Here is a 21,885-nt window from a genome sequence, read left to right as displayed (position 1 = left end):
TTAGTATAGCAATCATATTTAAACAATTATATCATTTTATATTTATATTTTTCTAAAGTTTTTTAATGAAATATCGAAGGCTTTTACAGAATGCGTTAATTCTCCAGAGGAAATATAATCTACTCCTGTTTTGCCGTAGTCTGTAACAGTATCTAAGGTGATATTTCCTGAGCACTCTGTTAATGCTCTTCCATTAATTAGTTTAACCATATCCCTTGCTAAGTCTGGACTCATATTATCAAGCATAATTATATCCGCTCCTGCTTCTAGAGCCTCTAAAACCTGATCTTTAGTTTCAGTTTCAACTTCTATTTTTCTTACAAAAGAAGAATTCTTTTTAGCAAGCTCAATAGCTTCCTTTATACCACCTGCATATCCAATGTGATTATCTTTAATTAGTATTCCATCGGATAAGGAAAATCTATGATTTACTCCTCCTCCAATTTTAACTGCATACTTTTCAAGAGCTCTTAAATTAGGTGTAGTTTTTCTAGTATCTAGTATTTTTGTATTAAGTCCCTCTAGCTTCTTTACATATTTGTTAGTTAAAGTAGCAATACCACTCATTCTTTGAAGTAAATTGAGGGCTATTCTTTCTCCTACTAATATATTGCCGGCGTTTCCTGTTACTTTACCGATAACCATAGTATTCTTAACTAAGTCTCCATCTTTAACAAACAGATTCACTTCAACTTCTCCTAAGATTTCAAATACCCTTTTAAAAATATCCAATCCACAAATTATTCCATCCTCTTTAGCTATTAAATCAACCTCAGCTCTTTCTAGAGGAGAAACTATAGCTGATACAGTTACATCCCCATAGGGACTATCTTCTTTTAAAGCCCTCTTAATAATATCATCAACAATTAAAAAGTTTAACATATTCACCATTTACCTTTCCCTTCAAATAACTAATAAACTTATACTTATATTCTTCATTTGCATTTTTAACATCACTTATAGCCTTAAGATTAATTCTTTCAACTAATTCTCCACGTAGTTTATCATCACCTTCATCTACAAGTAAATTAATATGCTGTGCTGCCTTTCTACTGAAAACTAAGCCCTCTAATAAAGAATTACTAGCTAGTCTATTGTTACCATGTACCCCAGTACAACTAACTTCTCCTATAGCATATAAATCTTTCATAGACGTTTTTGAATTCAAATCAACTTGAATTCCTCCCATACAATAATGATGAGCTGGAGCAATTGGTAATAAATCCTTCTCCATCCTATAACCACGTTTTAAACATTGCTCATAAATGTATGGGAATCTATTTATTAAAAACTCCTTAGATTTATTAGTCATATCTAAAAAAACATAGGGTGTTTGTGGAGTCTTACATATTTCCTTTAAAATCTCTCTTGAAACTATATCTCTAGGTAGTAAAGGGTTTACAAATTTCTCTCCCAATGCATTTCTTATTACTCCCCCTTCTCCTCTAAGAGATTCTGATAGTAATAACTTTCGCCCCCTTACTTCTTCTTCATATAATGCAGTGGGATGAAGTTGAAGATAGGATATATCCTTCATAAGAATATTATGCTTTAATGCAATACTAAGTCCATCACCTGTGATAGTTTCTATATTTGTTGTAGAATTAAAAATCCCCCCAATGCCACCAGTAGCTAATACTGTAGCCTTAGCATTAATAGTTATAATCTCACTTGAGCGTTCTATAATTCCACCTATACATCTATTTTTATATTGAATTATATCTAGTAATGTAGTGTCTTCCAATATAGTTATATTTTCTTTACTAGAAACATAATTTATTAGTTTTTCAATTACTTCCTTACCTGTTTCATCTTTAGAATGCACTATTCTAAACTTACTATGACCACCTTCTCTAGTATAGTTTAATTCATCAATATCCTTATCAAAATCTACTCCCAAACTCAATAATCTATTAATATTATCAGTAGAATTTTCAACTATCTGGGTAACAGCCTCCAATTTATTTTTATAATTGCCAGCTTTTAAAGTATCCTCTATAAAAGCTTCCTTGTCTCCAATATCCCTTAGGGTTGAAATGCCACCTTGAGCTAAATAACTATTGCAATCTCTTAACTTATTTTTAGTTATTATTAAAACTCTAAGATTATCCTTCAAATTACAAGCAGTGTAAAGTCCTGCAATACCTGTACCTATAATTAATACATCATATTTTTTATTCATTTTACTTATTAGATAGAAGATGCATATTTTCTAAAGATTTATGAGCTTTCAATCTTAGCTCCTCTTCAATATGCACTTCAAACTCCTCATTAATTAAGCAATTATATAAATCTTTCATTGATATTTTTTTCATATTGGGACAAATCATTCCGTTGTCAATAGGGATAAAGGTTTTATTGGGACTTTTTTCTTTCATCTGATAAAGAACGCCTTCCTCTGTTACTACTATAAATCCATTAGTTCCATCTTGAACACTATAATCTATAATTTCAGAAGTACTTCCTATAAAATCTCCCAAATCTCTTACTTTTTTAGAGCACTCTGGATGAACTAGCACCTTAAAATTTGGATATCTATTCTTTAAAGTTAAAACCTCTTCCTCTTCAACTCTCTCATGAACTGGACAAAACCCATCATAAAGTATAAACTTCTTGTTCTGTATATTTTCTTGCAAATAACTACCTAGATTTCTATCTGGAAGGAATATTATTTCTTCTTCCTCTATGTTATTTAAAATTGCCTTAGCAGAGGATGATGTAACACAAACATCAGATAACGCTTTAATATCTCCATTTGAATTTATATATGTTACTACCTTTGCTTTAGGATTTCTTAATTTCATAGCTTTTAATTTATCTACTGTAGCCATATCTGCCATTGGACATGTAGTATCATTTACTGGAATTAATATTCTTTTATTAGGTGATAATATTTTGGCACTCTCAGCCATAAATTTTACTCCACAAAATACTATTATATCTTTAGAACTTTCCATAGCTTTCTTGCTTAAAAAATATGAGTCTCCTACTATGTCTGCAACTTCCTGTATTTCTGCTTTTTCATAAAGATGAGCTAAAACTAAAGCATTCTTCTCTTTTTTTAACTTTAATATGTCTTCTTTTAAACCCAAATTTTACACACCTCCGTCATGTAACTATACATCTGTATATACACCTAGTATAGCACCATCTTGGAGCTTGTCAATAATATGTGAAGTTATATTAGAAAATATTTATATGAATTTTCCTATCCCTAGTGTTTCTTATAATAATTGAATAACCTAGTTTTATTTATGAATATGTTATATACTATTAATACATTTCTAATTGTTGTAAAAATATAGATATATTTGAAAGTGGAACGGAGGAATAACTTTGAGTACTCAAATTATAATTGTTTTAGTTTTGAATTTTATAATTGCCATAATAGGAACATTAGCTTACTCTGTAAGACTTGTAGGTGTTAGAACAGGTAAAATCGCAATAACCTTTGCTGTATTTAATATATTATCTTTAGTATCAAGAACAGCCTTAACTTTTCAAGCTCCTCTATTAACAAAGTTTGTTGAGAATAGTACAGGTGGAAGTGATGTATTAAACCTTTTTAAGTTAATTATAATAGTTTCTGGTATAGCTACCCTGGTAGGTGCCTTTCTAATTCCTACTTTTCAAAGATTATTTTATAAAGGTGTCATCCGATTTTCTATTGATAAATCTATACCTAAGCTGATTATTCACAGTTTTTCAAAGGCAGGTGTCCATTATATGAGGGACTGCATTTCAATTCCAGTGAAAGAAAGTGTGACTAAGATCAATTTTAAAAAGTTACCTTTAAAAATAATAATTTATAATATAATTGCAGTTGCAATATTAACTGTAGGAGCCTTAGCACCAATTTATGCTGGTACCATAGTTCCTGATTTAAGGGCAACTTGTATAACCTTATCCTCAGTAATAAATGGATTTGCTACAATCCTAATGTCTATTTTTATAGATCCACAACTATCCATTATGACCGATGATGTAATAGATGGTAATTGTCCTGAAGAAGATTTTCGTAGCTGTGTTATTGCCATGATAGGAAGTAAAACTATTGGAACCTTCGCTGCTCTTCCACTGCTTATACCAGCTTCTTATATAATAGTATTAGTAGCTAAAATTCTTTAATTTCTCAATGTAAAAATAGCTAGGCTTGTATGAATACAACCCTAGCTACTTTTACATTTTTAGAGAATTCATTTTATTTAGGTAATTTGTTATTTCATCACTTAATTCTAGTCTAAAAATATCCAGCATCTTATCTTCATAAAAATCTTCTAGGGGTATTTTATGAATTTTAGAAGATACAAGATAAGCTTCATTTAAAAATTCTAATACCTGATTTAAATAATCAGGGTTTTCTTTTAACTTATCATAATCAATTGCAATTAATTTAGAAACAAATCCCTCTATTGGTCTATTAAATTTTTTATTAATAATTCCATAATCTAAACTCTCACTACACAAATTTATCTTCAATATTGTTCTTTTTACAGTATCAATCTTGCTATTAACATTATCTTCATTATAGATTTTTTTATTATAATCTTCCAGAATATAATGGATACTATCCAATCCATAATTAAAATTTTTAAAAATATGCACATTTTCTCTATGCTTCATGTTGATTAAGGAATAAATTAAAAATATGCACACTATAGATAATATAATTGTACTAAACTTATAGGATTTTATTATTTTTTTATCTTCATAAAATACCTCCTACTTCGTACCATAAGATATAAGTATACATGGCGTTTGAATAATATATGCACTATCTTTATTACTCATAACATATTCACTTATTTTTGACTCACCATCTACGAATATTTTAGCTTCCTGCTCACTTAAACCTCTATCTATAAGAGCGTTTATATAACCTACCTTCTCATTCTCTGATAGCTGTTTATTCCAATTCCAAGCAGCAGTAATTGCATCAAATTGTTTAGCATGTTCTTCTTTATTACCATGAGGATTAATAAATTTAACCCTATCATTCATTCGCACATCAACATTATGTAACCCTAACTCTTGCATAATTTCAGGAATTTTAACACCAACTCTATAATCTCTACCTCCATTTTCTAATTCCTTCTTATACATTTTTCGATGTAAATGTATAATTCCAAGTTCAGTGTAATCTAGTCCACTAAAATATTGACCTGTCTTTTCTATTTCTAGGTCTGCTTCCATACAAACAACTAAACCACCACTTACAACTGATTGTATCATTTTATCAAGAATATTCTTTGTATTTGGAATATGTCTTAATACTGCTTGCGATATAGCTATATCATAATCTTCAGTTGGTATATACTCATTCAAGTCTGCCTTTATAAATTTTGTTATATAGCCTGAATTTGCAAAAATGTCTTTTGCATCATCTAAGAGAGTATCACTAATATCAATACCTGTATATGTACTTCCTTTAGGTAATATGGGCAATAATAGTAATCCAACATATCCAAAGCCACAACCAAAATCAATTATATTTACAGGTTTACTAATTTTCCAAACCTTCTCTACAAGGAATTCTATATAATCATTATTACACCATCCTGTACGTATAGCTTTTAAAAAATCCAATCTCCCATTCCAATATGATTCATTCACAATTTTCCCCTCCCTAATAGAATAAAGATAATATTCCCTGTTCTTTCTACTCAACAAGCTACTCAAATTATTTCTTTTAAAAAAGATTTTCTATTACATATAATTGAATTTTATAGCTTATATGGTAACATATTCTATTGTAAATATCTACACATTAAAAAGAAACTACTTCAAATTCTATTTAATTTGAAGTAGTTTACTATACTATATATTATAAATTTTAAACTTTTTACTAGTTTCCTTTAATCATTTTTTTACTTCCAGAATAGGTGGCTAAGAAGTATCCACCATAAACTATTACTAATACCACCGATGCAACTACTATATGATCCACCATGCTTGCACCTCCAAATATAGCTACTATATCTGAAGCCAATTTTAATCCTACTATAGAGTGAACTATAGCTAAAGATAAGGGCATCATAAAGTAAATTGCTACTTGGGTTAATACAGAGTGATTTATCATCGATTCATCTACTCCAACCTTTCTTAGAAGATTGTATCTTTCTGTGTTATCTGCAGATTCTGATAACTGTTGAAGGGCTAATACCGCTGCTGAAGTAATTAGGAATATGATTCCCATGTATATGGCAAGGTATGATGCTAAAGCTCCTAATCCTGTAGACTGCTCCTTAATTTCTTCCTTAGTAATATATCTAGTATTTAAATCATCATTGCCATTATATTCTCTAATATTAACATCTAAAGCTTCTCTTATCTCACTACCATCTCCACTATAGTTTAAATTCAAATATCCCCTAGTGGGAGTTAGTCCCTCTACTATAGAATCCTCTACTAAAAATACACAAATATTTTGCTTCATCATAGAAGAATAAGTTACCGCCTCTAAAACATTACCATGATATGGTTTTAGTTTATTATCACCTATAGTAATTTCTTTTCCACTATCTACAGTTTCTTGTAAATTTTTAATCATATCGCTTATATCACCAAAGACCGCATATTCTCCAACCTTAAGTTTTACTTCTTCTCTATTTAACATTTTCATTATTTTATTAAAATCCGATACCTTCATAACACTAATTGGTAAATTCTTAAATACAGGATAATAGTTATTTCCATCTTCTAAGCCTTTTTCACTTAAAAAATCTCTATAGCTAACTCCACTATCATATTCCTTATAGCTTACATAGTTATCTTCATATTTTGATATATCTACATTATATTTTTTTAATACAGTGTCTATATCTTCTCCTTCATTGTCCCAAAAGCTCATATCGAATTGAGTTAAATCCTCAATTTCAGTATTCATAGCGGTACTAATTCCAAGTCCTCCTGAAAGAGTACATATAGCTACAAATAGCATCAAACATATAAAGGTCATAGATATAAATGTAGTGTTAATTTTACTATTTATTTGTCTTAACACAAACATATTTAAATTTCTTAAATAAAACTTCTTACTACTTTGAACTACCTTAAGTAAGAATCCTGCAAGGGAAAAGAAAAATAGAAAAGTTCCTACAGCTCCAAGTGCAATGGCTATTAATATATTTTTATCAAAACTAGATATTCCATTTTTAAGCACTATGTAATATCCACTTCCTATAGTTATTACACTAATTATAAATACAACTACAGAGGTCCATATGTTTTTTATTTTCATCTTTTCATTAAACTTAGCAGAAGTTAATAGATTTATTAGTTTTACTTTTCTTACAATAATGGAGTTAAAAATAAGAATTATAAGGTATATAACGCCGAAGCAAAGAATAGTTTTTATAAAGGCATCCATAGAAAATATAAATCTAAACCCTGTTAAATCCACTTTAAAAAGTTTTGCTGTAACTACAGATAGTCCTTGTGATAAAAATATTCCTAATATAAGACCTAATGCTAAAGAAATTACTCCTATCATCATAGTCTCTATAAATAATAAGGAGGATAATCTAGAGTTTTCCATACCTAAGGTCATATAAACTCCAAATTCCTTTTTTCTTCTTTTAATTAAGTAATTATTGGCATAGACTATCAAAAATCCTAATATAAATGAAATAAATATTGATGCTACTCCCATAATTTCACTTATTAGGTGAAACATATTTTTATGCATTTCACTAACTTCCATTAAAATACTTTGAGCTTCAATGGAGTTAAAGGTGTAAAAAATACATACTCCAAATACTAGAGTTAAGAAATATATAGTATAATCCTTAAAACTTCTTTTTAAATTCCTAGCAGCTAATTTAAAATACATCTCTTTGGTCACCTCCAAGTAGAGTTACCACTTCAATTATCTTATTAAAGAATTCCTTCCTTGAATCCTTTCCTCTAATTAACTCATTAAATATCTTACCATCCTTTATAAATAGAATTCTACTAGCATAGCTAGCTGTAAAGGCGTCATGAGTTACCATCATAATAGTAGCTCCTAAATTAGTATTAAGCTCCTCCAAGCTTTCTAGTAACATCTTTGCTGATTTTGAATCTAAAGCACCTGTAGGCTCATCTGCAAGAACTAAAGATGGATTTGTAATTATAGCTCTAGCTGATGCTACTCTTTGTTTTTGACCACCTGACATTTCATAGGGATATTTATTTAAGACTTCCTCTATATTTAAACTCTTAGCAACCTCTTCAACTCTTCTATTAATCTCTTTGTGATTTACCTTTCCAATAGTTAGTGCTAATGCAATATTCTCATAGGCAGTTAAGGTATCTAAAAGATTAAAATCTTGAAATATAAAACCTAAATTTTCTCGTCTAAATCTAGCTAATCCCTTAGAATTTATTGAAGTTACATCCTTTCCTTCAATATGAATATGACCACTAGTTACCTTATCTATGGTAGATATACAGTTTAACAAAGTTGTTTTTCCACTACCGGAAGCCCCCATTATTCCTATGAATTCTCCTTCTTCCACAGAGAAACTAATATTATTTATGGCCTTAGTTATATTACCATTACTTCCATAGTACTTTTCTATATTACTTACTTTTAATACTTCTTTATTCATTTTCTTTCCTCCTGTTCTCTATACCTATATATTACATGTATAGAAAATATCCATCCATAGAAAAACCTAACAGAAATCTTACGTTTTTGTTAGGTTAATCTTTTAATATGAACATTTTATTTATAGGAAACAAGATAGATACTGTAGTACCTTTATAAGCTTTAGACCTTATCTTTATACCAAGCCCTAATTTTTCACAGAGATTTTTACAAAGGTATAAGCCTATTCCTGTGGATTTTCCAAAGATTCTTCCATTTTCTCCAGTATATCCTTTTTCAAATACTTTACCAATGGAACTTTCGCCAATACCTATACCATTATCTTCTATGTTTAGAATAATGTCCTCTGCCTTTTCTATGCAATATATTTTAATAGTGTCTTGTTTTTTATTCTCTTTATCTATTGAGTTTTTTCTAACACTTTTAGGGAATTTCATATATTTAATAGAATTTGATAAAATCTGATTTAATATAAATTCTACCCATTTACTATCCGCATAAACGGTTTTATCTACATTATCAATTTCAATTTTAATTCCTTTCTCAATAAGAACTCTAGCATTCCTTTTTATTGTTGCATTAATACAGTTTTTAAGACTTATTTCTCTAATCATATAGTCCTTCTCTATATTATTACTTCTAGTATAAAAAAGAGCTTGCTCTATATAATTTTCTACCTTGTCTAAATCTTCCTCTATACTCTTTGTAATGGGAGATGGGTTATTCTCTATGGTTAATCTACTAGATGCAATAGGTGTTTTAATTTCATGAACCCACAACTCTATATAATCTTTATATTCACTATTTTTAATGGTTAATGTAGATATTTCATCATTCATAGCCTTATCTGTCTCTTGAATTACTTCGTATAAAATTCTTCCCTCTAAGAAGTTAGGCTCCTCTATAACTTCAGAAATAAGATATTTCTTATCTAGATTATTTAAGCCTTGTAAAAGATTATTATAAAATTTTCTTTTTGTAAAATAATCAAATATATAAAACAGTGATGAGCCTATAAAATTCAGAACCTCCACAAAAAAAATGGCATATATATCTACCTTTAATGCTTTTAACAATATTCCTGTAAATAGAAAAATTATTGAATTTATAATCAAAAAAACTATTTTTTCTTTTATATATTCTTTAATATTCATTAAAATTTCCTTCCTTTAGGTTTAAATTATTTTAATGTTTTAACCTAAAATATACCCCTGTCCTCTTTTAGTTTGTAAATATCCAACAGCTCCTATTTCATCTAGTTTTTTTCTTAGCCTATTTATGTTTACAGTTAAGGTATTATCATCTACAAACTCATCAGATTGCCATAGACATTTCATAAGTTCATCTCTAGATACTATTTTTTCTTTGTTTTTAATTAATGTATATAGAATTTTACTTTCATTTTTAGTTAATTCTTGTTTTTTATCATCAAACTCTATTTCACTGGTAGAAATATTATATTTAAGTTCTCTACAAGGAAAAATCTCCATATCATTACTTCTATAAGTTCTTCTAATAATTGATGCAATCCTAGCTAATAATATTTCAGTGTTATATGGTTTAGTAATAAAATCATCAGCCCCTAGATTCATACTCATTAATTCGTCCATATCACTATCTCTACTAGTTACAACAATAATAGGCACACTAGAGGTTTTTCTTATTTCTCTACAGATATAGTATCCATCATAATATGGTAAATTAATATCTAATAATATTAAATTAGGTTCTGCCTCTAAAGCCTCCTCTACTATGTTCTCAAAATTATCAGAGGTTACAATGTCATATCCATATCTATTTAAAAAAGTACCTAGTTCTCTTCTAATCTTTTCTTCATCTTCAATAATAAAAATCTTTTCTTTCATAAGTTAACCACCTCATCTATAATTATATGTAATTTGGTTTCTTTTAACAAAATCTATTATGTTTCTTCAAAGAAAATTTTTATCTTATTCTAAGCCTTCCATACTCTCTTAATATCTACTATACTTTTTATATCATTAGTTTCAAATCTCAATAAATATACATCTGGATTACTTAAGTTCTTCCAAAAATCAAAACCTGAAACCTTATCAAAGTACCTCATTATTAAAGAAAATAACTCTCCATGGGTTACTATTGCTACACTTTCCTCTTCTAGCTTTAAAATATCAGTTAAAGCTTCAATAGCCCTTTTAGTAGCTTCATTTGAAGATTCTCCTCCATGAAAGGTTATATCCATATCTTCATATGCTGCTAATAAATAAGGTGTGTAATCATCTACCACATAAGGTATCAATAACTTTTCTCTTACTCTTTCATCAATATTTACTTCTAACCCTAAATGCTTTGCAAAGGGTGTTATTGTCTTTATAGCCCTTACATAGGGACTAGATACAATATAATTAATACTATACTTTAGTAAATAGTCCTTTAATTCTAGCGCTTGATCTATACCAACCTCTGTTAACTCTGCCTCAGCTGGCTGTCCATATGCCTTACAATGTCTAATTAAATAAATGTTCTTCATGCTATCTCTCCTATATTGTCATTTAAAATTACTTATTCTCATCTATTAAAATTTGAATTTGTCCTAAAGCTTTTTCTTCTTTATCTATTCCGCATCTTGTCATTATGTATATCTCGTAAAAACTTCCACTAACTATTATATTATTTTTTTCAATATACTCAACTAACTTTCTGTAATATTTACTTGTATCTTTATAATCATCATCAAAATTTATTGTAATATAATTTCCTGATTTTAGTGTAATTACTTTCTTTTCATCTATATCCATGCTTTCATTTATACTTATCATTAAATTATTATAAGTTAACTTTTCTTGATTTTTAAAGTCTTCATAAGATGTTGGAAAAACTAACTCTTTATTAGTGCTTCCATACTTTTTTTCAATATATCCTAAGGTTTTAGATAGATTTATTTCAAATTCTTCTGTATATCTATGGGTATTACTATATTTTATAAATTTTCTTTCAGTACAATATTTTATGAAAGGCTCATTTATTCCCTCTTTTAATACTGTTTGAATTCTATCCTCTAAAAAACATATATTATTTTTTATGCTATCTAACTCTTTTATCTTTTCTTCTACTATTTCTTTTTGCTTTGTTATTATATCTAAAATGGAGTTAATGGAAGTGTAATTATTCACTAGTATTTTTATTTCATCTAGAGATAACCCCATAGCTTTACATTGTTTTATCAAATCTAAAATTATAAAGTGTTTTACTGAGTAGTATCTATACTTACTCTTTTCATTTACATAGGCCGGCTTTAACAATCCAATTTTGTCATAATGCCTTAATGTTTGTATAGAAATATTATGTAATTTAGATACTTCACCAATTGAAAATCTTGTATCCATATACTCTCACCCCATTATTATTATATCCTAAATTTCAAAAATAGGCTGCCCAAAATCCTTAAATTTTGGGCAGCCCTCTACTATTCTAAATTTTATGCACTTAATACTTCTTTAGTAGATACTCTTATATTAGCCACTATACTTATAGTTATAAATGTAAGGCTTTCCGATAATATTGTACCTGCCCAAATTCCATTCGCTCCAAAGACTTTATAAAGTATCATTAGTGAAATTGGCAAGTAAATAACAGACCTTAAAAGACAACTTAAATTTGAGTATTTTGGCATCTCTAAGGCTTGGAAATAAACTAATGTATTTAAATTTATTCCAACGGCAAAATAACTTACACTTGCTATTCTAAGCGCTATATATGCAAGATTTGCAATTACAGGATCTGCTGTAAATATACCTATAAGTGCTGGACCAAATATAAAACATATTATAACAGAGAAACCACTAATTATTGTTGAAGATATACATGTTATCTTGAAAAATCCTAGCATTTGTTCTCCATCTTTTTTACCAAAATTATAGCTAATAAGAGGTTGTACTCCTAAAGTCAAGCCATAAAGAACCATATATATATTTGTTGTTATATAGTTAATTATACTATAGGCTGAAATTCCTTTTTCTCCAATAAACATAACTAAAACAATATTATGTATTAATACCATTATTGAATAACTTCCTTGAGCAAAAAAAGACGGAAATCCTATTAAACAAAATTCTTTTAAATCCCTTTTATTTATTTTTACATTACCAAAGGTTAAATAACCTTTCTTCATAATAAAATGTGGCAATAACACAGATACTGTAATAATTTGACCAAGGCCTGTAGCTATTGCAGCTCCCTTTATGCCTAATCCAAATTTAAATATAAATATATAATCTAAGATAATATTAGTTACTGCTCCTGCAATTGTTGATATCATGGCAAGCTTTGGCCTTCCATCATTTCTTACAAAACTACTTAGTACTATTCCTATCAAGTTAGGGATACAAAAGATTGCATAAAATCTTAAATATTCCACTGCTAATCCTTTCAAACTAGTTGTTGCTCCTAAAATAGTTACTATTTGTTCTGTGAATATAATACATATAATACTTATAATGCCGCTAGTTATTAAAAGAAACTTAAATACTTGTCTAAAAATAATTACTGCTCTATCTATATTATTTGCACCTATGTTTTTCGATACTAACGTTCCTCCACCTATGGCAAACATTGAAGCAAGTCCAAATAACATCACGGTAAAGGGAAGTACAATATTTACTGCTGCCAATGCTAAATCACCAACACCTTGACCAACAAATATTCCATCTACTACTGTATATAAAGATGATATGAACATGGCAAGGGCAGAAGGCACTGCATATTTAAAAAACTCTTTCAATCTATTCTCTTTTTCCATACTTTATTCTCCTTTGTTTTTTATACTACCTTATACATAATAAAGTCTATCCTTAGTATAGAGTCAATAGTTTTTTTCATATATATCCATAAATTATATATCTATCTAATGAATAGATTGTTATTATCTTTGTAAATATTTCACACCCACGTATATGCTAATTAGATAAAATAAGGATCTAAATAAAAATAATTAAATTTATTATTGCAATTTATATTTTATTTATGATAATATTGCTTCTTGTATATCAAAAAAGGAGAGAAGTAGAATGAATAAAAAGAATGTATTAACAAAAACCATATTATTTATTGCTATTATCTTATTCATTAATGTTTTTATTGGTATTTTTGGTGATGCCAATAAACTTCTTGGAGTTGGAATAATAACAGTAGCCTTATGTTTATTAGAAAGAGATTTAACAACATGCCTATGGGCTAGTTTAAGTAAATTATTAGTTATAAATTTAATTTTAGGAATATCCGCATTTTTATCATCTGGTAATATATGGATAGGTTTAATTGTAAATTTTCTAGTACTATTTACCCTAGTATATCTATTCAGTTATAATTTAAGAAAATCTATTGTTGTACCTTTTGGACTTCAATACTTATTTATGCTATATACTCCAGTGCATGGTAATAACTTTTTAAAGAGAATATTAGCATTAGCTTTTGGAGCATTGTTTACCATGGCCATTCAATTGTTAGCTAATAAAGATAAAATGTCCAAAGTAGGTATGAAAAAAGTAGACAACATTTTAGAAAATGTATTATTAAAACTTAATCTATTAAAAGAAAACTTAGATTTAAACACTATCAACTTAAGTATAGAAGAATCTATAAAAACTTTAAAAAAGATGGTGTATGATAAAAGAGTAAAGAACTTTTATTTAACTAATGATGGAAAAATTATAACTAATATAATATGTACAATAGAACGATTTAATATTTTATTAGATAAATTAAAACTTGAAAATAAAAACGAAAACTATATATATTTTTTAGGAGATTTATACACTTCCTTGAAAAATATAAAAGATAAAAACTATAATTCTAATAATTTATGTGTAAATTACTTAAATATTGACTCAAATATGCTATATGTACAAGAATTTAAAAACATAATAGAAACACTAAGCAGCCTAATGTGCGAAATGGAAAATTTAAATAAAAAAAATAAAATTTCTATAGACTATAATGAGAGAATACCAAATCACTTTCAAAATTTACATATTCAAAAAAGAAATTTTAGTATAAGGGACTTAAGAGTATCCTATGGAGTAAAATTAGGTATTGCTGGTGCTTTAACAGCTTTTATAACTGAATATTTTAAGCTACCAGAAGGAAGATGGCTTACTTATACTATATTTGCCTTAATTCAACCATACTCAGAGAACTGTAAGATAAAATCAAGGCAAAGAATAGAAGGAACATTAATAGGAGCTTTATTAATAATTATTTTATTTACTTTAATAAAAAATCCTAATGCTAGATTTTTAATAATTCTTTTAACTGGATATTTAAATCCTTTTGCAACAAATTACAAATACTTAGTTATATGCATTACAGTATCATCAATAGCTACAATTGCATTATCTGGTGCTCTTGTTAAAATTACTTTGATAAGAATAATGTTTGTTATAATAGGAACTGGAATAGCATTATTAGTTAATAAGTACATACTCCCTTATAAAATTAAGGATGGTAGTGAAAAGTTAATAAAAAGCTATAATGAACTTGTTAATCAAATGATTAAAGATATAAAGGATAGCGAAAGCGAACATGGCATAATGAATCTATTTTTATTACCTGCCTTTATACAAGATAGAATGGAACTAATTAACTTTGGAAAAGACTGCAGTAAAGAAAAAAATTTCATAAATAATCAAAGAATATTAGTAAACAGCATATATTATAATCACTTATCATTTAATATGAAAAAATGCATTAGTGAACTTTAATATAGTTGATAATTTTCTAAACACATAATAGCAATTTTTATATTGCAATAAAAAATAAAGATGATTTTAAAGTAATTATGTACTTTAAAATCATCTTTATTTACTATTATCACCTAAAAAATCTTAATATATTTTAATTCACTTTCCAATATTCCAAGTATAATTTTTCTTATAATTCTTTTTCAAGCATAGCCAAAAGTTCATCAAATCTATTAATAGTATCTTCTAAAGGCTTTGGTGTAGTCATATCTACCCCAGCTTTTTTTTAGTATTTCAATTGGATAGTCACTACATCCAGCTTTTAAGAAGCCTTTATATTTTTCAACTGCCTCTTCGCCTTCATTAAGAATTTTTTCATAGAAAGAGTTAGCTGCTGCAAAACCTGTTACATATTGATATACATAAAAATCTCTATAGAAATGAGGAATTCTTGCCCATTCAATGTCAATTTCACTATCCACTACCATAGTATCTCCAAAGTAGTTAACATTTAAGTCATGATAAATCTTACATAAATCATCACTAGATAAAGCTTCTCCATGCTCCATTTTTTCATGGACAATCATTTCAAACTCTGCAAACATGGTCTGTCTGAATACAGTAGTTCTAATTCCTTCAAGTTGTTGATTTATTAAATATAGTCTTTTAGCTTTATCTTTTTCATTTTTTATTAAATAGTCTATCAATAAACACTCATTAGTAGTAGATGCCACTTCAGCACAGAATAATTCATAATCAGCATAGGTATATGGTTGATTATTTCTTGAATAATATGAGTGTATGCTATGCCCCATTTCATGAATTAAGGTAGACACATCATTCACTTGATTTTTATAGTTTAATAAGATATATGGCATAGAGGTATAGCTACCACTAGAGTAAGCTCCTCCTCTTTTTCCCTTGTTCTCATAAACATCAATCCAACCTTCTTTAACACCTTTACTAAAGATATCAATATACTCTTTCCCCATTGGTTCTAGAGCTTTTTCACAAAGAGCTACTCCTTCTTCAAAAGTTATATTAAACTTTGGTGCATCAATAATTGGCACATATAAATCATACATATGAATTTCATCTAAGTTAAGTAATTTCTTTTTTAACTCTACATATCTGTGAAGGGAATCTATTCTTTTATTCACTGTGTTTACTACATTTTTATATACTTCCACAGGAATTTTATTAGGTTTTAAAGATGCTTCAAGACAAGAGTTATATTTTCTAATTTTACTTTCAAAAATAAAGTTCTTAACAGAAGCAGTATAAGAAGTTGACACGGTGTTTTCATAATTTTTATAAGTTTTAAATAGTACCTCAAAGGCTTCTTTTCTGACTTTTCTGTCTTTACTTGTGATAAATACTGAATAGTTTGAAGCAGTAAGCTCTACTTCGTTACCATCTTCATCCTTTATTTTTGGAAAGGTTATATCAGCATTAGTAAGCATAGTGAATATATTACTTGGCGCACTTAGACAATCACTAACATTTGCTAATATATTCTCTTCTGCTTCACTTAAAATATGAGGTTTACCTTCAAATATATTTGTAATATATCTTTCATAATGTTTCAATCCAGAAGTATTTTCTATAAGCTTCTTAATATCTTCCACTTCCATAGTTAACAATTCTGGAAGGAAAAATGAAATTAATCCACTAAATTCAGCTCCAAAAGTAGATATTTTATCCATCATAACTTGATATTTAGAGTTAGATTTATTTTCATCACTTCTTAAGTGAGCATATACTACTAAATCCTCATATAAACTTGCCATCTCTTCATATTGATGTAAGTAATCTAATAGTTTAGCTCCTATACTAAGGTGTCCCTTAAATTCTAAAAGACTTGGAGATTTTTCCTTTAATTTTTTAAAATCTTCTTCCCACTTTTCATCAGTGGCGTACATTTTATCTACTTTCCATTTATATTTTTCTTCGACTTCTTCTCTTGTCTTTATCTTTTCCATTGTTGCCATATTGCACCTCCATATTACTATTTAATGATAAAATTTTCCTTAATCACTATTATACCCTAATACATATTTTTTTGTAAAATATCTACTTCTTTTTACATAAGGCTCTAGTGTTTTCAATAACAGCTGCTCTAATTTTCTCCTTTATGTATGGATTATTATATATATGATCAGAGTTAAATTTACAACTATTCATTAATGAAATAAAAGTAATTCTTCTATTTCCTTTATTTAATCTAGCTATAGCTCTATCTATTTTTTTATCTATAACTTGAATTTCCTTTTCAAACTTTATTTTTTCTAAAATATATCCTCTTAATTCAGGATACTTAAAAACAGTAATATTAGTAATATCAGCTACCTTTACTACACTGGCAAAAACTAATCTATCTTCCTTAGAAATTATAGTTTTTATTGCTTCATCTATATCTAATTTATACTTATTTAAATTATCTGCATTCTCCACATCATTATAAAATTCATTATCTTTAGTTATGTAGTTTTCCATCTTAAGCTCCTTTTTAATCCTCTTATGTGTTTGCTTTTTAACTTATCATACTAATGAAAAGAACTAACAATATAGCTATTAGCTCTTCATATTTTAGCATGTTTTTAATGCTCTACTTAAATGACAAACCCCTGAAACCCGCATGAACAGAACAACTATTTAAATAGTTATATATTTATATAGTTTCCTATTTAAATAGGTATATTTTAAAATAGATTCATATTTAAATAGCTTAAATTATCATTACTAATAATCATTATAACTTATTTTATTAACACTTTAAAACCTAAATTAAATTGTAAGCTTAATATAAAAGGATATCTTAGCTTATTAACTTTAATAGCTTTAAGATATCCTTTTTATTTTTTTGATTTCCCTCATTTATATTATAATCTTACTTGCAAGGCAAATTTTTTTCACCCCACAAAACCATTTGCTCAATAGTTGGGAGTAAGGACTTCCCCTTAGGTGTAAGATAATAAACTGACTCTACTTGATTGTTGTTTATCTCTTTTTCATTATCTATGATCTCGCTGTTTATAAGAATTTCTAGCTGCTGAGATAGCATTTTCTTACTACAACCCTTCATTCGACGATTTAATTCTCCAAATCTTTTACTATCCTTACTTAGTGACCAAATTATATTAGCTACCCACTTCTTACCTAAAATATTTGCTAAAGCTTCTACTGGACAGTGATATTCTTCATTATTTGCTACAAACATAACTTCTCTCCTTTAGTATATACCTCTAAAAACTTTTATATAATTAAATAAGTATACGCTACTAAGTCTATATTATACCTGTATCATTTTTCTTTAGCTACTCTTAATACACTTTTTTCACTAATTATTAATAGTTTTATCTATTTCTTAATCCTCTCTATCATAGCCTCTAAAAATTCTTCATTGACTATCCCAATTCTTTCCATAGTAATGAATCCTTCCTTATCGATAAAAACAGTTCTTGGTATACTTGCAACATTGTATTTATTAGCAAAATCTAAATCCTTATCATATAAAGTGAGCATATCATATTCATTATCTACCATGAACTTTTTAGCACTTTCTGCAGTTTCTCTTTGTCCATCTGTCATATTTATCATTAATATTTTAACATTGTCTCCATATTTATTATTTGCTTCTTTGAATAGCGGCATTTCACTCTGGCAAGGTCCACACCAACTAGCCCAATAGTTTAGTACCACTGGCGTGCCCTTATAATCTGATAGTTTAACTTCCTTTCCATCTTCATCATATACTGTAAAATCTACAGCTTTGGCCTTTGTATCCTCTGTCTTACCTTCCTCACCAGTGATAAGACTATCACTTATTCCTTTATTGCTATTTTTCTCATTTTCATTATATCGAGATGATAGTTCATTATATCCTAGATAAACCAATATAAAAAATATAATGAAACCTATAATCCATATAATTATATTCTTATTTTTCATAACTGCCTCCTAAAAACTTAAAATTGAAAGTATTTTATTTAAATATCCTGTCATCATTGCAATTCCAATAACTACAAGAATTAGTCCAGAAATCCTATTAATTATTTTATAATTTCTTTTTATAAAATCTAAGGTTTCCTTTAGCTTCCCTATCAAAATAGCAGATATAATAAAAGGGATTCCTAATCCTATACTATAAACAAATAGCATTAAAGTGCCCTTTAAAACTTGCTGACTATTAGCAGCAATCATCAGGCTGATCCTAAAAATGTACCTACACATGGCGTCCATCCGATGGCAAAAACTACTCCAAATAAAATTGAAGAAATAAATTTTAGAGACTTAATCTTCATATCCATCTTAAAACTTCTCTCTAAAAATGAAATTCTAAGTAAACCCATGTAGTTTAGACCAAATATAACTATTATTGTTCCACCTATTATATTAAGTAGTGTATAGTAATTTCTAATAAAGCTTCCAAAAGTCCCTGCTAAGGTTCCTAACAGTGTAAATATTATTGTAAAACCAATTACAAATCCTAAAGCATTTATTAAAGTATTATTTTTCTTTCCATCTTCTAAATTATTATCTCCAGCAAAGTAAGAAATATATATAGGCAACATTGGTAAAATACATGGAGATATGAAGGTTATAATTCCTTCTAAAAATAATAAAATATATTCCATATCTTACTCCTTTCAAAGTTATTTACACTAAATATATCAATATACACTTAACCTTTCAATTGGTCACCTTTTAGTAACCTTTATTATGATATACCTATATGTAATAATTAATTCTTAATAATGTTAAACTTTATAAATTCATTGAAACATATTAAATAAACTTAAATACACTAATATTAAGTAATGAATAGGAGAGTATTTATGAGTGATTTCAAAGAATCTTGCGTAGATTTATATCCAGCTCTAACAAATACACAAAAAGGAAGCCTATATGGATATATTAATTCTAAAGGAAATTTTATTATATCACCTAGCTTTTCTACAGCATCAAGCTTCAATGAAAATAGATTAGCTATAGTTTGCAAATATAATAATTGTGGTGTTATTAACATTAATGGGGAATATGTAATTCCACCTATATATAATTCTATAGAACCCTTTGTTGAATCTAGAGCTGTATATGTACAAGGAGACATTATGGGTGTTATAGATGAAGGTGGAAAAATAATTACTAAAAATCCATATACCTTTATCTCTAGCTATAGTGATTCTCTAGCCCTTGTTAGTATTAAAACTTCTTCAGATGACCAACTCTATGGTTATATAGATATGGATGGTAATGAAGTACTACCACCAAGTTATTTGGAAGGTAGTGACTTTAAAAATAACTATGCACTAGTTAAATCTCGTGATGGTACCTATCAAGTCATTGATAAAAGTGGAACTGTTATTACAACCTTTCCTTATAAATTTGTAGGTAATTATAATGAAGGTGTATTTACTTTTTCCGAAAGCCTAGGAGGGCTTATTGGTTATGTAGACATATATGGTCGTGTTCTTATAAAGCCTAAATTTACATCTGCTTCTCCTGTAAATGATGGATACATGGTAGTAAGCACCGCACCTAATTATAAAGGTAATTATGGAGTTGTAACTTTATCTGATCATATTCTATATCCTTTCATTTATGACGACATAAGATATGTTGGAGATAATAGATTTGCCCTAGGCATTTATCGTGGTAATAATGTTAATACTTCTTTTAATAGTATCTACGCGTTAGGAGACAACAAGGGCAATACCCTTACAGATTTTAAATTTTTAGATATTCAAAAATTTAAAAATGGATTAGCCTCTGCTTATAATCTTGAAAATAGTTTCTTTATAGACCTTAGTGGTAGAATTGTTAGAAACCTACCTGTAGTTAAAGGAACTGGCACCTTAGAGCTTCAATGTGACATTGTTTATGCCGATATAGACTATATTCCTTATTACCTGAATAGGAAGGGTGATATAATCTATAAACCCAATAATCGAATTAAATTAAATAATAAATATACTATACTAAAACTAAAATATAAGCCTAATGTAGATTATTTAGTATATTATCCTCAAATTAATCAGTCTACTCCATCTACAGTAATTGAAAATATAAATTCAAAATTAAGGGAATTATGTGCTCTTAAGATAGTTGATAGTAATGAAGTCTTAGATTATAATCTATATGGAAATTTTGAAACCTTATTCTTTAAAAAAGACTTATACATTCCAGAAATAAATACCTATTATTATCCTTTTGGAGCTGCTCATGGAATGACAGCTAGAAGCACACCAAATATTAACTTAAAAACTGGAGAGTTTTATTCCTTATCTGATTTATTTGATTGTACTACTCGTTGGATAGATGAAATAAATAAAATCATAGAAAATATGATAGAAACTGACCCTCAATATTCTTATGTATATGAAGATGGATTTAAAGGTATTACTAGTAACCAGAATTTTTATGTAGATGAAGATAATCTATATATATTTTTTGCACCTTATGAGATTGCACCTTATGCTGCTGGTTTTGTTACCTTCAAAATTCCTTTTGCAGATATAGATTCTCTACTTTGTAAAAAGGGAAGTTTTTATAACTCATTTAATTGATAAATAAGGG

The 21,885-nt window shown here is 28.0% G+C and carries 18 protein-coding genes and 2 pseudogenes; 3 read left to right on the top strand and 17 right to left on the bottom strand.

The features are described 5' to 3' along the window. Window positions 1-42: 42 nt before the first annotated feature. The 3 genes from nadC to nadA are packed head-to-tail and all read right to left on the bottom strand — an operon-like array spanning window position 43 to window position 3,092. Window positions 43-882, bottom strand: a complete 840-nt coding sequence (gene nadC / locus IO99_RS10660; RefSeq protein ID WP_035133273.1) for a carboxylating nicotinate-nucleotide diphosphorylase — start codon at window positions 880-882, stop codon at window positions 43-45. Continuing rightward, window positions 860-2,182 carry an L-aspartate oxidase gene (locus IO99_RS10655; protein WP_035133224.1) on the bottom strand — a complete coding sequence of 441 codons (1,323 nt, stop codon included), beginning with the start codon at window positions 2,180-2,182 and terminating at the stop codon, window positions 860-862. The genes nadC and IO99_RS10655 overlap by 23 nt, the downstream gene beginning before the upstream one ends. Before the next feature lies 1 nt (window position 2,183). After that, window positions 2,184-3,092, bottom strand: a complete 909-nt coding sequence (gene nadA / locus IO99_RS10650) for a quinolinate synthase NadA (RefSeq protein WP_035133222.1) — start codon at window positions 3,090-3,092, stop codon at window positions 2,184-2,186. A 244-nt stretch (window positions 3,093-3,336) separates the two neighbouring features. Between nadA and IO99_RS10645 the strand changes: the two genes are divergently transcribed. Then, complete coding sequence (locus IO99_RS10645) at window positions 3,337-4,128, top strand: lipid II flippase Amj family protein (RefSeq protein WP_035133221.1); 792 nt, start codon at window positions 3,337-3,339, stop codon at window positions 4,126-4,128. Window positions 4,129-4,179: 51 nt separating this feature from the next. Here the strand turns inward: IO99_RS10645 and IO99_RS10640 are convergent, their stop codons facing one another. The 9 genes from IO99_RS10640 to IO99_RS10600 all read right to left on the bottom strand — a co-directional run bounded on the left by IO99_RS10640 (window position 4,180) and on the right by IO99_RS10600 (window position 13,367). Then, a complete protein-coding gene (locus IO99_RS10640; RefSeq protein ID WP_035133219.1) occupies window positions 4,180-4,605 on the bottom strand; it encodes a hypothetical protein in 426 nt (141 codons plus the stop codon). 117 nt (window positions 4,606-4,722) lie between these two features. Continuing rightward, window positions 4,723-5,613 (bottom strand): class I SAM-dependent methyltransferase, encoded by an 891-nt coding sequence (locus IO99_RS10635; protein WP_035133217.1) that lies wholly within the window; start codon window positions 5,611-5,613, stop codon window positions 4,723-4,725. A 232-nt stretch (window positions 5,614-5,845) separates the two neighbouring features. Continuing rightward, a complete protein-coding gene (locus IO99_RS10630) occupies window positions 5,846-7,831 on the bottom strand; it encodes an ABC transporter permease (RefSeq protein ID WP_035133215.1) in 1,986 nt (661 codons plus the stop codon). Continuing rightward, complete coding sequence (locus tag IO99_RS10625) at window positions 7,821-8,591, bottom strand: ABC transporter ATP-binding protein (RefSeq protein WP_035133213.1); 771 nt, start codon at window positions 8,589-8,591, stop codon at window positions 7,821-7,823. The genes IO99_RS10630 and IO99_RS10625 overlap by 11 nt, the downstream gene beginning before the upstream one ends. A gap of 94 nt (window positions 8,592-8,685) precedes the next feature. Next, window positions 8,686-9,744, bottom strand: coding sequence for a sensor histidine kinase (locus IO99_RS10620; protein WP_035133211.1), 1,059 nt, complete (start codon window positions 9,742-9,744; stop codon window positions 8,686-8,688). A 39-nt stretch (window positions 9,745-9,783) separates the two neighbouring features. Beyond that, the gene (locus IO99_RS10615; protein WP_035133209.1) at window positions 9,784-10,455 is read right to left on the bottom strand and encodes a response regulator transcription factor; all 672 of its coding nucleotides are present in this window, start codon (window positions 10,453-10,455) and stop codon (window positions 9,784-9,786) included. A gap of 89 nt (window positions 10,456-10,544) precedes the next feature. Then, window positions 10,545-11,099: a histidine phosphatase family protein gene (locus tag IO99_RS10610; RefSeq protein WP_035133208.1), complete on the bottom strand. Its 555-nt coding sequence runs from the start codon at window positions 11,097-11,099 to the stop codon at window positions 10,545-10,547. 28 nt (window positions 11,100-11,127) lie between these two features. Then, window positions 11,128-11,955, bottom strand: coding sequence for a MerR family transcriptional regulator (locus IO99_RS10605; RefSeq protein ID WP_035133207.1), 828 nt, complete (start codon window positions 11,953-11,955; stop codon window positions 11,128-11,130). 92 nt (window positions 11,956-12,047) lie between these two features. Continuing rightward, a complete protein-coding gene (locus IO99_RS10600; protein WP_035133206.1) occupies window positions 12,048-13,367 on the bottom strand; it encodes an MATE family efflux transporter in 1,320 nt (439 codons plus the stop codon). A 268-nt stretch (window positions 13,368-13,635) separates the two neighbouring features. Here IO99_RS10600 and IO99_RS10595 point away from each other — a divergent pair, with 268 nt between their 5' ends. Beyond that, complete coding sequence (locus IO99_RS10595; protein WP_051824052.1) at window positions 13,636-15,327, top strand: FUSC family protein; 1,692 nt, start codon at window positions 13,636-13,638, stop codon at window positions 15,325-15,327. A 169-nt stretch (window positions 15,328-15,496) separates the two neighbouring features. Here the strand turns inward: IO99_RS10595 and pepF are convergent. The 5 genes and pseudogenes from pepF to IO99_RS10570 form a co-directional block, all read right to left on the bottom strand. Further along, window positions 15,497-17,297, bottom strand: a pseudogene (gene pepF, locus IO99_RS10590) (oligoendopeptidase F). Window positions 17,298-17,379: 82 nt separating this feature from the next. Further along, on the bottom strand, window positions 17,380-17,802 hold the full coding sequence (locus tag IO99_RS10585) for a hypothetical protein (RefSeq protein ID WP_242844117.1): 423 nt from the start codon (window positions 17,800-17,802) through the stop codon (window positions 17,380-17,382). A 394-nt stretch (window positions 17,803-18,196) separates the two neighbouring features. Beyond that, the gene (locus IO99_RS10580) at window positions 18,197-18,526 is read right to left on the bottom strand and encodes a winged helix-turn-helix transcriptional regulator (protein WP_035133205.1); all 330 of its coding nucleotides are present in this window, start codon (window positions 18,524-18,526) and stop codon (window positions 18,197-18,199) included. 140 nt (window positions 18,527-18,666) lie between these two features. Further along, window positions 18,667-19,257 carry a TlpA family protein disulfide reductase gene (locus IO99_RS10575; RefSeq protein ID WP_035133204.1) on the bottom strand — a complete coding sequence of 197 codons (591 nt, stop codon included), beginning with the start codon at window positions 19,255-19,257 and terminating at the stop codon, window positions 18,667-18,669. Window positions 19,258-19,266: 9 nt separating this feature from the next. Continuing rightward, window positions 19,267-19,943, bottom strand: a pseudogene (locus IO99_RS10570) (cytochrome c biogenesis CcdA family protein). 201 nt (window positions 19,944-20,144) lie between these two features. Here IO99_RS10570 and IO99_RS10565 point away from each other — a divergent pair. Continuing rightward, window positions 20,145-21,875: a WG repeat-containing protein gene (locus IO99_RS10565; RefSeq protein WP_051824051.1), complete on the top strand. Its 1,731-nt coding sequence runs from the start codon at window positions 20,145-20,147 to the stop codon at window positions 21,873-21,875. Window positions 21,876-21,885 lie beyond the last annotated feature (10 nt).

Source organism: Clostridium sulfidigenes (assembly GCF_000732635.1).
Lineage (GTDB): Bacteria > Bacillota > Clostridia > Clostridiales > Clostridiaceae > Clostridium_J > Clostridium_J sulfidigenes.
The sequence above is the reverse complement of the archived record's forward strand: the minus strand, read 5'-3'. Positions and strand labels throughout refer to the sequence as shown.